Source organism: Peribacillus sp. FSL K6-5616 (assembly GCF_038008245.1).
Taxonomy (GTDB): Bacteria; Bacillota; Bacilli; order Bacillales; family DSM-1321; genus Peribacillus; species Peribacillus frigoritolerans.
The window spans coordinates 2,855,932-2,868,529 of record NZ_JBBOYT010000001.1 but is presented as its reverse complement, the minus strand read 5'-3'; the positions used below and the strand labels follow the sequence as shown (position 1 = coordinate 2,868,529).

At 42.3% G+C, this 12,598-nt stretch carries 15 protein-coding genes; 14 read left to right on the top strand and 1 reads right to left on the bottom strand.

All coding sequences use genetic code 11. From position 1 onward, the window contains the following. Positions 1–27 precede the first annotated feature (27 nt). From MHB45_RS13655 to MHB45_RS13640, 4 genes are all read left to right on the top strand, one after another. Entirely contained in the window at positions 28–795 is a 768-nt protein-coding gene (locus tag MHB45_RS13655) for a menaquinol-cytochrome c reductase cytochrome b/c subunit (RefSeq protein WP_048681651.1), read from the top strand. 177 nt (positions 796–972) lie between these two features. Then, positions 973–1,569 (top strand): DUF1405 domain-containing protein, encoded by a 597-nt coding sequence (locus tag MHB45_RS13650; RefSeq protein WP_048681648.1) that lies wholly within the window; start codon positions 973–975, stop codon positions 1,567–1,569. Positions 1,570–1,688: 119 nt separating this feature from the next. Beyond that, a complete protein-coding gene (gene ypjB, locus MHB45_RS13645) occupies positions 1,689–2,474 on the top strand; it encodes a sporulation protein YpjB (protein WP_034307968.1) in 786 nt (261 codons plus the stop codon). 85 nt (positions 2,475–2,559) lie between these two features. Next, on the top strand, positions 2,560–3,234 hold the full coding sequence (locus MHB45_RS13640) for a zinc metallopeptidase (protein ID WP_048681645.1): 675 nt from the start codon (positions 2,560–2,562) through the stop codon (positions 3,232–3,234). Between the two features lie 137 nt (positions 3,235–3,371). Here the strand turns inward: MHB45_RS13640 and MHB45_RS13635 are convergent, their stop codons facing one another. Next, positions 3,372–4,244 (bottom strand): YitT family protein, encoded by an 873-nt coding sequence (locus tag MHB45_RS13635; RefSeq protein WP_048681643.1) that lies wholly within the window; start codon positions 4,242–4,244, stop codon positions 3,372–3,374. Positions 4,245–4,376: 132 nt separating this feature from the next. On the opposite strand from MHB45_RS13635, the gene MHB45_RS13630 reads away from it, so the two are divergent. The 10 genes from MHB45_RS13630 to panD all read left to right on the top strand — a co-directional run bounded on the left by MHB45_RS13630 (position 4,377) and on the right by panD (position 12,445). Beyond that, the gene (locus MHB45_RS13630) at positions 4,377–4,772 is read left to right on the top strand and encodes a nucleotide pyrophosphohydrolase (protein WP_226990433.1); all 396 of its coding nucleotides are present in this window, start codon (positions 4,377–4,379) and stop codon (positions 4,770–4,772) included. Further along, entirely contained in the window at positions 4,765–5,565 is an 801-nt protein-coding gene (dapB, locus tag MHB45_RS13625; RefSeq protein ID WP_048681640.1) for a 4-hydroxy-tetrahydrodipicolinate reductase, read from the top strand. Before MHB45_RS13630 ends, dapB begins: the two co-directional genes overlap by 8 nt. Before the next feature lie 18 nt (positions 5,566–5,583). Beyond that, positions 5,584–6,009 carry a methylglyoxal synthase gene (locus tag MHB45_RS13620; RefSeq protein ID WP_048681639.1) on the top strand — a complete coding sequence of 142 codons (426 nt, stop codon included), beginning with the start codon at positions 5,584–5,586 and terminating at the stop codon, positions 6,007–6,009. Continuing rightward, positions 5,993–6,703, top strand: a complete 711-nt coding sequence (gene bshB1, locus MHB45_RS13615; protein WP_048681636.1) for a bacillithiol biosynthesis deacetylase BshB1 — start codon at positions 5,993–5,995, stop codon at positions 6,701–6,703. Before MHB45_RS13620 ends, bshB1 begins: the two co-directional genes overlap by 17 nt. 7 nt (positions 6,704–6,710) lie before the next feature. Continuing rightward, positions 6,711–7,850 carry an N-acetyl-alpha-D-glucosaminyl L-malate synthase BshA gene (bshA, locus tag MHB45_RS13610; RefSeq protein WP_048681633.1) on the top strand — a complete coding sequence of 380 codons (1,140 nt, stop codon included), beginning with the start codon at positions 6,711–6,713 and terminating at the stop codon, positions 7,848–7,850. A gap of 13 nt (positions 7,851–7,863) precedes the next feature. Continuing rightward, positions 7,864–9,048 (top strand): CCA tRNA nucleotidyltransferase, encoded by a 1,185-nt coding sequence (locus MHB45_RS13605; protein WP_048681631.1) that lies wholly within the window; start codon positions 7,864–7,866, stop codon positions 9,046–9,048. After that, positions 9,033–10,013 (top strand): biotin--[acetyl-CoA-carboxylase] ligase, encoded by a 981-nt coding sequence (locus MHB45_RS13600; protein ID WP_048681627.1) that lies wholly within the window; start codon positions 9,033–9,035, stop codon positions 10,011–10,013. Before MHB45_RS13605 ends, MHB45_RS13600 begins: the two co-directional genes overlap by 16 nt. A 342-nt stretch (positions 10,014–10,355) precedes the next feature. Further along, positions 10,356–11,192, top strand: a complete 837-nt coding sequence (gene panB, locus MHB45_RS13595) for a 3-methyl-2-oxobutanoate hydroxymethyltransferase (RefSeq protein WP_053535578.1) — start codon at positions 10,356–10,358, stop codon at positions 11,190–11,192. Further along, a complete protein-coding gene (gene panC, locus MHB45_RS13590) occupies positions 11,189–12,037 on the top strand; it encodes a pantoate--beta-alanine ligase (protein WP_048681622.1) in 849 nt (282 codons plus the stop codon). The genes panB and panC overlap by 4 nt, the downstream gene beginning before the upstream one ends. Before the next feature lie 24 nt (positions 12,038–12,061). Further along, positions 12,062–12,445: an aspartate 1-decarboxylase gene (panD, locus tag MHB45_RS13585; RefSeq protein WP_048681619.1), complete on the top strand. Its 384-nt coding sequence runs from the start codon at positions 12,062–12,064 to the stop codon at positions 12,443–12,445. The last annotated feature ends 153 nt before the right edge of the window (positions 12,446–12,598 follow it).

The following is a 12,598-nucleotide window of genomic DNA, read 5'->3' as shown; positions in this document are numbered from 1 at the left end:
CTTTTCATAAAGGAGGGGAATTGTTCTATGCATCGTGGGAAAGGTATGAAATTCGTAGGTGACTCGCGTATCTCCGCGAACCGTAAACCGAATATTCCGAAAGATTATTCAGAATATCCTGGGAAAACTGAAGCATTTTGGCCTAATTTCCTTTTAAAAGAATGGATGGTAGGAGCTGTATTTCTTGTAGGGTATCTTTGCCTGACAATCGCACATCCGTCACCATTGGAAAGGATAGCAGATCCTACAGATACAGCGTACATTCCGCTGCCAGACTGGTATTTCCTATTCCTTTACCAATTACTTAAGTATACTTATGCTTCAGGTCCTTATAATGCAATCGGGGCCCTGGTAATACCTGGTTTGGCTTTCGGAGCATTGCTCCTGGCACCTTTTTTAGATCGTGGTCCAGAGCGGAGCCCGGCAAAACGTCCTTTTGCTGTAGGCTTCATGCTATTGGCAATTGCCGGCGTATTCTATTTGACATGGGAGTCTGCAGCCCACCATGATTGGGAAGCTTCCAAGAAACAAGGAGCGATCGTGGAAGGTGCAGACATTGATAAAGAGAGCGATGGGTATAAACTGATGGATTCCAGTGGCTGTATTAGCTGTCACGGAGCAGAGTTAACTGGTGGAGCAGGAGCGCCAAGCTTAATTGACACAGGCTTAAGTCCAGAAGAAATCTCTAAAATCGCAGTCAAAGGCCAGGGTGCCATGCCAGCTGGCATGTTCAAGGGTACAGATGAAGAATTGGCAACATTAGCTGAATTTGTATCTGGCTTATCGACAAAGTAATATAGCCATCAACATCAATTTCTTTCATAGGCTGTAAATGAAGCTGACGACTACGGTTGTCGGCTTTTTTATTGGTAAATTGAAGCGTATATGAGAAGAAATTGAAATGAATACTTGGTTTTCTGGTTGATGGCCTGTAAAATGAATATACTTGAGAATGTAAGTGAGGGTAAAAGAATGAATGTTATTTACAGTTTGCTTGCAAGCCGGCAAATGCTCGCTTTGTTATTATTAATAAATATATTCGGTACTGCCTATGGATATTATTGGTACGGTAGTCAATTGGAAAACACTCCGGCGATTTTTTTGGCATTTGTACCGGACAGCCCGACAGCTAGCCTGTTCTTTGTATTTGTTTTATTGGGGTTCCTGTTAAGAAGGAATTTCGGACTTATGGAAGCGTTGGCAATCATGACACTATTCAAATATGGAATATGGGCGGTTGCAATGAATTTGATGACCTTCTTGACAACCGGTTCATTGCCATGGGAAGGTTATATGTTAATGGCTTCTCATTTGGGGATGGCGATACAAGGGGTATTATATGCACCATTTTATCGAATAAAACCTTGGCATTTGATAGTGGCTGCGATTTGGACCATACATAATGACATAATCGATTATGTTTTTGAAATGATGCCAATTTATCGTGATTTATTGGTATATATGAATTCGATAGGTTATTTCACTTTTTGGCTCAGTATACTATCCATTTTTGTCGGCTGGTACTTTGGATATAGAAAAAAGCGGACCACCCTATCCATCATCCATTAAAAAGTTAACTCTAAATACAGCTTTGTAAAAGCAGGGTTAACTTTTTTATGTTGAACGAGGTCTACTCATGTTTTTTCTTTCATATCGTTTTAGTAGAGATATGAGGAGGGACGAGTAGCATGTTGAAAAAATTCATATTAACCATTGCTGTTTTATTTGTCGTCTTACATTTCCCTGTCTATGCAGAATCCTCTTCAAGTTTGGAGCAATTAGATAACATTTCCGATAGAGCCTTGGAAATGACCAAGTTGAAGCGATATGGAGATTCGGAAAAGATGCTGACGTTTTTTTCTGACCGGTTTTTAAAAGAGACAGCGAAAGAGCAGATCCTTGACATGGACGAACTTCGAATTATCACTGTAGCTCATAATGAGGCGTTGATGACAATAAAGGATATGAACAAGGGAGATTCCGAAAAGGTTAATTCTGTTACAAAGTTCCGGCTTGTTGTTGATGCGGTCAAGTCTACCCATCAGCCCCTTTGGACAGAGATGGAGGATCAAATGATGAATTCCTTCCAGCAGACAAAGAATGCCGCGATCAACCAAGACACAATTACCTTCAATAGCCAATTGAACTTATTCCTATCACAATATGAAATGATATATCCAAGCTTGAAAGTCGACCTTTCTAAAGAAACGATGCAGCAACTGGACACGAGGATTCAATACATCAACCAATACCGTCCGGAGGTAATCAGTGATGGAGAAAGTCAAAAGGAACTGGATGCGTTGCAAAACGAACTAACCTCCATTTTTGATGATATGGGGGAAGATGATGCAGATCCTTCCCTTTGGTGGGTCATCATATCGACAGGCTCAATCATCATCATGACGCTTTCTTATGTAGGCTGGAGGAAGTATAAAGGTGATAGGGAAAAACCAAGGAAAGAACATAATGATTAAAAAGACAGGGGAAGAGAACACTATATTTGACACGGTTGCCTTCAATCCATAGAATTAAGAGTAATAATAGTTATAGGAGGATACCATGTATTTCATTTATTTGGCGATTATCATTTTAATCCCGATTTATGCACAAATGAAAGTGAAAAGCACATATAAAAAATATTCAAAGGTATCGGCCTCTTCCGGTATGAGCGGTGCTGAGACGGCGCGGGCCATTTTAGATCAAAATGGTCTGTTCAATGTCAGGGTCGAAGAGACACCTGGTATGCTTTCTGACCATTATGACCCAAGGGATAAAACAGTGCGTTTATCATCGGATAACTATCACGGCCATTCAGTTGCCGGTGTAGCGGTCGCAGCCCATGAAGTTGGACATGCGATTCAAGATAAAGAAGCCTATGCATTCTTGCGTTTCCGTCATGCATTAGTACCGGTAGCTAATTTTGGCTCTAACATATCTTGGATTTTGATTTTAATCGGGATGTTAGCTTCAATTCCTGGGTTACTATTGGCGGGTATCGTATTTATGGCCGCCGCTGTATTGTTCCAAGTGATAACCCTGCCGGTTGAATTCAATGCCTCTTCTAGGGCGATGGATCAACTCGTTTCCGCCGGGGTCATCCGGAATGATGAAGAACGGGAAACGAAAAAAGTATTAAGTGCCGCTGCGATGACTTATGTTGCTGCCGCTCTTGTAGCCGTACTGGAATTAGTTCGCCTTCTGCTTATGTATACAGGAATGAGGGAAGAAGATTAATGAGAAAAGGACACCATCTTGGGATGGGGTCCTTTTTTCATTTTTAAGAGTATTTGCTGCACATTGCTAATAAAATTCAGTTGGACAGGGCAACATTCATAAGGGTTGCATTCAATCGGTATGCCACAGTCAATGGATCACCTTTCAATGGGATTCTTGTTCTCATCAAGGGTGAAGCCCTCACCCAATACGTCATGAACTTCACTGACTGATACAAATGCATGAGGGTCCACAGAAGTTATGGCATTTTTTAAGCGGACTAACTCATTTTTCGCAACAACACAATAGAGGACTTCCCGGTCATTGCGTGTAAAGGACCCATAGCCCCTTAATACAGTTACGCCCCGCTCCATATCATTCATGATTTTTTCTGCAATTTCCTTGTTTTTATCACTAATGATCATTGCACCTCTAGCAGCATAGGCTCCTTCTTGCATAAAGTCGATTACTCGGGCACCTATAAAAACGGCAACGAGGGTATACATCGCTTGCCGGTAATCCAGGTAGGTAAGGATGGACAGGCCAATGACGACGGCATCAAAGATGAACATGGTCCGACCCATGCCCATCCCTAAGTAACGATGGGCAAAACGGGCAATGATATCCACTCCGCCTGTTGTACCGCCGTAACGGAAAATGATGCCCAGGCCGACACCAACCGAGACCCCGGCAAACAATGCCACAAGCATCAAATCATTACCAAGATTAATTTCAAATTCGTATCTCTCGAAAACCCATAGCCAAACGGAGAGTCCAACCGTTCCGATAATCGTATAAAAAAAAGATGTGCGCCCTAAATATTTCCACCCGATTAAAAATAAAGGAATATTCAAAATCAAATTAGAATAAGAAGGATTTATCCCGATAAGTTGATATATAATCAAGGTGAGACCGGTGAATCCGCCCTCGGCCAAGTTATTCTGCATGTTAAAATGCACGAGGCCAAATGCGAATATTCCAGCCCCAAAAAGGATGAATATGATATTTTTCAATTTTAAGCCCAAAAGCATGTCCCATACCTCCAAAGGTTTGCATAGCATTAATTTACTTATTATAACTAATTAACCAACTATGGGCAATTTTGATTCGCAAACGTATCTGTTGTCATCTGTTTCACTTTTAGCTAACATGGAGAAGGTATGATGTTTGAAAACGAAAATCAAGAATGGGTGACTCATATGGAAAAGCAAAAGACGATCCAACAAATGCAAGCGGAAGTCGACCAATACATAGGACAATTTAAAGAAGGATATTTCAGCCCTCTCGCCATGCTCGCCCGCATGTCTGAAGAACTTGGGGAATTGGCTAGGGAAGTCAATCATTACCATGGTGAAAAACCAAAGAAAGCGACAGAGGAAGAGAATACCATTGAAGCGGAATTGGGGGACATGCTTTTTGTGTTGATTTGTTTTGCCAATTCTTTAGGGATTGATCTTCAAAACTCGCATGATTTGGTCATGGAAAAATTTACAACCCGCGATAAAGATAGATGGACAAGAAAAGAAGAGGAAATGAAGGAGGAAGGTAAAGATGAGTAAAGTGAAAGTGATTGTAGCAGGTCCACGAGGCAGAATGGGAAATGAAGCGGTGAAGCTTGTACATAGGACAGAAGGGTTTGAATTGGCAGCTGTCATAGATCGCAAGCATAACGGGGAAAGCCTTTCCGCAATAGAAGGTTTTCACGGGATCGAAGCGCCGGTTTTTTCTGATATAAATGAATGCTTTTCTTCTGTAGAGGCAGACGTATTGATCGATTTGACCACACCGGAAGTGGGCATGTTCCATACCGAAACGGCACTTAATCATGGCATCCGCCCCGTAGTGGGAACGACTGGTTTTACAAAAGATGATTTAGCAAAGCTGGATTCATTGACAAAAGAAAAAGGCATTGGTTGCATCATCGCGCCAAACTTTGCAATTGGCGCCATTTTGATGATGAAGTTTTCCCAAATGGCCGCAAAGTATTTCCCGGATGTGGAAATCATAGAAATGCACCATGATCAAAAACTGGATGCACCTTCTGGAACTGCTTCCAAAACGGCAGACATGATTGCAGCGGTACGTGAAACAAAACAACAGGGGCACCCTAATGAAAAAGAAACCATCCAGGGGGCAAGAGGTGCAAATGTAGATGGCATGCATATCCACAGTGTCCGTCTACCGGGACTCGTTGCCCATCAACAGGTGCTTTTCGGAAGTGAAGGAGAGCTATTGACGGTTAGGCATGATTCCTTTAATCGAGCTTCGTTCATGTCAGGAGTCAAACTTGCTGTCGATACCGTCATGAAATTGGATGTTCTTGTATACGGCTTGGAAAATATTATTGAATAGGGATCAGGAGGATTTACGATGAAAATTGCCTTAATTGCCCATGATATGAAAAAAGAAGATATCATTCAATTTGTTACAGCCTATAAAGATGTATTTGAGCAGCATGAATTATTTGCAACAGGTACGACTGGGAAACGAATCATGGAAGAAGTATCACTGCCTGTCCATCGTTTTCATTCAGGACCTCTTGGCGGGGATCAGGAAATAGGTGCAATGATTGCACGCGGAGAAATGGACATGGTCCTATTTTTCCGCGATCCTTTGACATCACAGCCGCATGAACCTGATGTATCGGCGCTTATCCGCCTATCAGATGTATATGAAATTCCCTTGGCAACGAATATGGGCACTGCAGAAGTGCTCATACAAGGTTTGAAACATGGATATATGGACTGGCTAAAACTAAGGCAAAAACAAGGTGAGATAAATGATAAACAAAAGTAACATAGATATCCTGGCTTTCGGGGCACATGCGGATGATGTTGAAATCGGAATGGGTGGCACGATCGCTAAATATGTGCAACAAGGCAGGAAAATTGTCATTTGTGATTTGACAAAAGCTGAAATGTCGTCCAATGGAACCGTTCCATTGCGGCAAGAGGAAGCCGATAAGGCTGCTGAAATCCTTGGGGTGAAGAGGATTTCCCTTGATCTACCCGACAGGGGCCTTTACATGAAGGCGGAATACATAAATCAAATCATCAAGGTCATTCGCCAATATAAACCTGCCCTTGTATTTGCCCCATTTTTGGAAGACCGCCATCCCGATCATGGTAACTGTGCCAAATTAGTGGAGGAAGCAGTTTTTTCGGCAGGAGTAAGAAAGTATATGGAAGAAGAAGGCATGGATTCCCATCGTGTCCAAAATATGCACTATTATATGATCAATGGGTTTCACAAACCGGACTTTGTCGTGGATATCACTTCTACAATGTCGAAAAAGCTGGATAGCCTTAGGGCATATGGGAGCCAATTCGAAAAAAGTCAAGTATCTGTAGAAACACCGTTAGTTAATGGCTATATCGAGACTGTAGAGGCACGGGAGCGGATGTTTGGCAAAGAAGTGGGTGTCGCCTTTGCGGAGGGATTCATGACAAAAAAACCGTTACTTATCGATGCCGACTTGTTAGGAGAATAATAATCTTATGAAATTAAAAATTGGAATTACCTGTTACCCGACAGTTGGGGGTTCTGGTGTCGTAGCAACTGAATTAGGTAAGATGCTTGCAGAAAAAGGACATGAAATACATTTCATTTCTTCAAGCATCCCTTTTCGCTTAAATAAGATGTACTGTAATATTTTTTATCACCAGGTTGAAGTGAACTCATATTCAGTCTTTCAATATCCACCATATGACCTGGCGCTTGCGAGCAAGATGGCGGATGTCGTAAAACGGGAGAAATTAGATATCTTACACGTTCACTATGCAATTCCACATGCTGTTTGTGCGATCCTTGCAAAGCAGATGTCAGGTAATGAAGTAAAGATCGTAACTACACTGCATGGTACGGATATCACTGTTTTGGGCCAGGATCCCTCATTGACCAATTTGATTAAATTCGGCATAGAGCAATCAGATGTCGTTACAGGAGTATCTAATTCCCTTGTTCAGCAAACGCACGAATTAATCGCACCGGATAAGGAAATCAAAACCGTTTATAATTTTATTGATGAAAGAGAGTACCGTAAAACCGATTCCGATTACCTTAAGGATGAATACGGAATCAGGGAAGATGAAAAAGTGATCATACATGTTTCGAATTTCCGTTCGGTCAAGCGAGTGAAAGATGTCATCCAGGCGTTTTATTTAACTCAAAAGAAAATGCCTGCAAAGCTACTGCTCGTAGGAGACGGGCCGGAAGTGACAACCGTATTGAAATTGGCTAAAGATCTTGGAATCGATGATGCGGTCTTGTTCCTTGGTAAGCAGGATAACCTTGCGGAATTATATTCAATCAGTGATTTGATATTCCTGTTATCGGAAAAAGAGAGTTTCGGACTTGTGCTGCTCGAGGCGATGGCATGTGGAGTTCCTTGTATCGGGACGAATATCGGGGGAATACCCGAAGTCATCGTTGATGGGGAGACTGGTTATATTTGTGAACTGGGAGATGTCAAAATGGTTGCTGAAAAAGCGATTGGACTTTTAAGCGACCCGAGTTTACATAAACGCTTTTCTGAAGCTGCGCTTGAAAGGGCCAATACCGATTTTCATAGTGATACGATTATGTCAGAGTATGAAGCCATCTACATTCAAGCACTTGAAGGTAAATCCATGGAATAGGGAGGAGACGCTGATGGATCGATTATTCTTGAAATCAGTACCCATTCTGGAATTGATTGAAGAAGCAGGATATGAGGCTTATTTCGTTGGCGGCTCTGTAAGGGATTATATCCTTGGCAGGCCCATAAACGATGTGGACATCGCTTCTTCCGCCACACCCCAGGAAATCAAAAGGATTTTTCCTAATACGGCTGATATCGGAATCGACCACGGTACAGTGCTTGTCATTACGGATACGGGTACATACGAAATTACGACGTTTAGAACGGAAAGCGGGTATTCGGACTTTCGCAGGCCCGATGCCGTAGAGTTTGTCCGTTCTTTGACCGAAGATTTGCAAAGAAGAGATTTTACCATGAATGCAATAGCAATGGATAAGACCGGAAAGATCATCGATCCATTTAATGGTAAGCGCGATTTGGCACAAAAAAGGATTATCACGGTTGGTAACCCGCATGAAAGGTTTCATGAGGATGCATTGAGAATGATGCGTGCTTTAAGGTTCGTCAGTCAACTTGATTTTGAACTGGATCATGAAACCTTTGATTCCCTTAAAGAGAACGCCCGGAACATCAGTGAAATCGCTGTCGAAAGAATCCTGGTTGAATTTGAGAAACTAGCGGCCGGCTCCAATAAGATAAAGGCTTTCTCACTCTTGCTTGAAAGCGGATTATATCAATACCTGCCTCTATTCTCAAGTAAAAAAGAACATCTAATGGACTTACTGAACCTGCCGCTTCATCAACTGAATGCGGCAGAAATATGGTCTATCATCATGATTCACACAAAGGATCAAGAAATCGAAGAGGCTTTGAGGGCATGGAAGCTGCCATTGAAAACCATAAGAAACGTTCAACGTACGATAAAGCTGGTGAAGAGTAAGGAACCAGCAGCCATCGATGTATTTCAGGCAGGTCATGGCATAACGGTACAAGCTGCTAAAGTCAGAGCTGCACTGAATGGCGGGAATGTATCGGATGCTGAAGAGAATGCACACCACCGCTATAATGGACTTATTATAAAACAAATGTCGGATCTTGCCGTCACGGGGACGGATTTACTGATTTGGCATCAAGAAAAGCCAGGTCCATGGGTCAAGGAATACTTGGAAAAAATATTGAAAGCTGTCTTGAATGAAGAATTAAGAAATGATAAAGAAGAAATTAAGAGGTGGCTGGTGAAATGCAATCTGAGTTAAGAACAAAGCTGATGGAAGCCCTCTCAAAAGCGGATGGTGCGTTTATATCCGGTCAGGAAATTGCTGAATACATTGGCTGTTCACGCACAGCGGTCTGGAAGCATATAGAAGACCTGCGCAGTGAAGGGTATAATGTCGAAGCTGTTAGGAAAAAAGGCTACCGGATCATATCGGCGCCGGAAAAAGTGTCCGAGAGCGAAATACAACTTGGCTTGGAAACAAAAACGATCGGCAAAATGATCCATTATCAGGAAACTGTGGAATCCACTCAAAAAATTGCGCATCAACTAGCAAATGAAGGTGTTCAGGAGGGAACCCTCGTCGTTGCCGAGGAGCAGTTATCCGGAAAAGGAAGGCTAATGAGATCTTGGCATTCCCCAAAATTCAGCGGGATATGGATGAGTCTGATCCTAAGACCGAAAATTCCGATTCATGAGGCGCCACAACTTACATTATTGGCCGCGGTCGCTGTAGCTCAGGCCATAGAGGATACCACTGATTTGAAGCCGCAGATAAAGTGGCCGAATGATATTTTGGTGAATCGCAAGAAAGTGGTGGGCATCCTGACGGAGATGCAGGCGGAGTCAGATAGAATCCATTCTGTCATTATCGGAATTGGAATGAATATCAATCAGCAATTGGAGGATTTTCCTGAAGAACTGCAGGAAAAAGCGTCTTCCCTTCTCATAGAAAGTGGAGGGACGGTTTCAAGGTCCAAGGTCATTCAACGAGCATTATTTCGTCTTGAAAATTTGTACGAACTCTATTTGGATCAAGGGTTCATGCCTATAAAGGATTTATGGGAGAGTTATGCAATCAGTCTTGGACAGGTAATCAAAGCCAGTACCGTTAATGACACGATTGTCGGAAAGGCATTGGGCATAACGGATTCAGGCGTTTTACTTCTCGAAGACGGAAAAGGTACCGTACATTCGATATATTCTGCAGATATTGAAATTCAGTAGATTTTTGTCAAATTCGTGAAAATTAAATAGAAAATTTCAATTTTGCTTGATATAATGCAAGTGGGCAGTATCTTATTTGAACTGCACCCCCATAAATACCAAATTATTTGAAAATCTGCCTTGATCCAGAGAACTGGACTGGGACGGAGGGATGAAACTTCTGATGAAACAAAGGGATTGACTAAAAAGCTAAGTGCTGTTTATTGATCGAATTGTGGCTTTTCATGCCATTTTTCGTAGCGAAACAGATACTTTTTTAGTCAGTCCTTTTTTTGCGCATGAATGTATAGACACCAGTTTTAGCTGATGTTTTCATCTCCTCCATTAAAAGGAGGAAACGTAATGAAATTGTCCGGAGATTTTTTGAAGATGAAACAAAATCAAGAGAAGATTGTGATGCTCACGGCTTATGATTACCCGTCAGCAAAGTTAGCCGAACAATCAGGTGTAGACATGATTTTAGTCGGTGATTCTTTAGGAATGGTCGTATTAGGGTATGACTCAACGATTCCAGTTACGGTGAATGACATGATCCATCATACAAAGGCAGTAAAACGCGGGGCGCCAAATACATTTGTCGTGACGGATATGCCCTTTATGAGCTATCACCTATCTATGGATGAAACACTGAAGAATGCAGCCCGGATCATGCAGGAAGGTCATGCGGATGCCGTGAAGCTCGAGGGAGCGGATGATGTTGTTGAAAAAATATCAGCATTGACAAAGGCAGGCATCCCGGTTGTAGCCCATCTTGGATTGACTCCTCAATCCGTCGGCGTTCTGGGCGGATATAAAGTGCAAGGAAAAGATGCAGAAAGTGCAGCACAGCTCTTGGAAGATGCGAGAAAGTGTGAAGCGGCAGGGGCGATGCTAGTAGTTTTTGAATGTGTTCCATATCAAGTGGGGGAACTCGTCACACGGAACCTCGAAATTCCAACCATTGGAATTGGAGCAGGCGCAGAAACGGATGGTCAAGTCCTCGTTTACCATGATGTCATCAAGTATGGGGTAGACCGGCTAGCGAAATTCGTAAAAGTTTATGGAGATGCAAATGAACTGATTGGCCAATCGATTACAAGCTTTGTGAATGAAGTGAAATCTAAAGATTTTCCGTCGGAAGAACATACATTCACGATGAAGGAAGAGCAACTTTCTGAACTTTACGGAGGAAAAAGATGAAAACTTTTACATCAGCAGCTGATTTGCAATTGGCACTTAGAGAGGATAAAAACAATCACAAAAGCATTGGCTATGTAGCGACAATGGGGTTTTTGCATGAAGGGCATGCAACCCTCCTGGAAAAGGCCCGCAAAGAAAATGATATTGTGGTATTGAGTATTTTTGTAAATCCGATGCAGTTTGGACCGAATGAGGATTTTGAAACATATCCACGGGATTTGGAACGGGATGAAAATGTCGCTGCCAATGGCGGAGTGGATTACCTCTTCTATCCAACAGTCCATGAAATGTACGGTGAAGAACCATCTGTGAAAGTTGTTGTCCAAAGCAGGACGGATGTTTTATGCGGGAGACAAAGGCCTGGACACTTTGATGGTGTAGCGACAGTCTTAACGAAATTCTTCAATATCATCCTTCCCGATAGAGCTTACTTTGGTAAGAAGGATGCCCAGCAAGTCGCCGTGATAGATGGCCTGATCAAAGACTTCAATTTCCCTATCCAGCTTGTTGCTGTAGATACCGTACGCGAGGAAGATGGGTTAGCGAAGAGCTCGCGAAATGTGAACCTGTCAGATCAAGAACGCATGGAGGCTAAAGAGCTGTACCAAAGTTTATTGAAGGCCAAAGAGGCGGTTGAATCAGGTGAAAGAAATGCAGCTACCGTCACGGCTCTAATCAGTGAACATATTGCTGCCCAAACAAGTGGCGTGATCGACTATATTGAAGTCTATCAATACCCGGAACTTAAACCACTTGAATCACTGGCAGGAAACATCATCATTGCAATGGCTGTAAAGTTCAAGCATGCAAGACTAATTGATAATATCACCTTATATATAGAATAAATCATAAGATCAGGGGGAATTGAGATGTTTCGAACGATGATGAATGGAAAAATCCACCGTGCACGGGTAACTGAAGCTAATTTGAATTATGTAGGCAGCATTACGATTGATGAAGATATAATAGATGCGGTGGGCATTCTGCCTAATGAAAAAGTCGCCATCGTGAATAATAATAATGGTGCAAGGCTTGAAACGTATGTCATTGCGGGTGAACGGGGTAGCGGTGTCGTGTGTTTGAATGGAGCGGCAGCAAGACTGGTGCAGCCGGATGATATCGTGATAATCATTTCTTATGTGATGGTTTCTGAGGAAAAACTGGGAGATCACAAACCAAAAGTTGCGATCATGGATGAAAACAATAAAATCATTGATTTAATTTCAAACGAACCTGCAGCTACAATCATGTAAGCGGAGGGCCGGCACATGTGCATGAAACATGCATACAGGTGCCGGCCCTTTTCGTCTGTTGATGAACGGCTTGTTTCCTTTATTACGATTATTATGGTATAAAAAAGATAAGAGAATTCCATCAGGAAGTGGAGAAAGTGAAGTTTGAGGTGT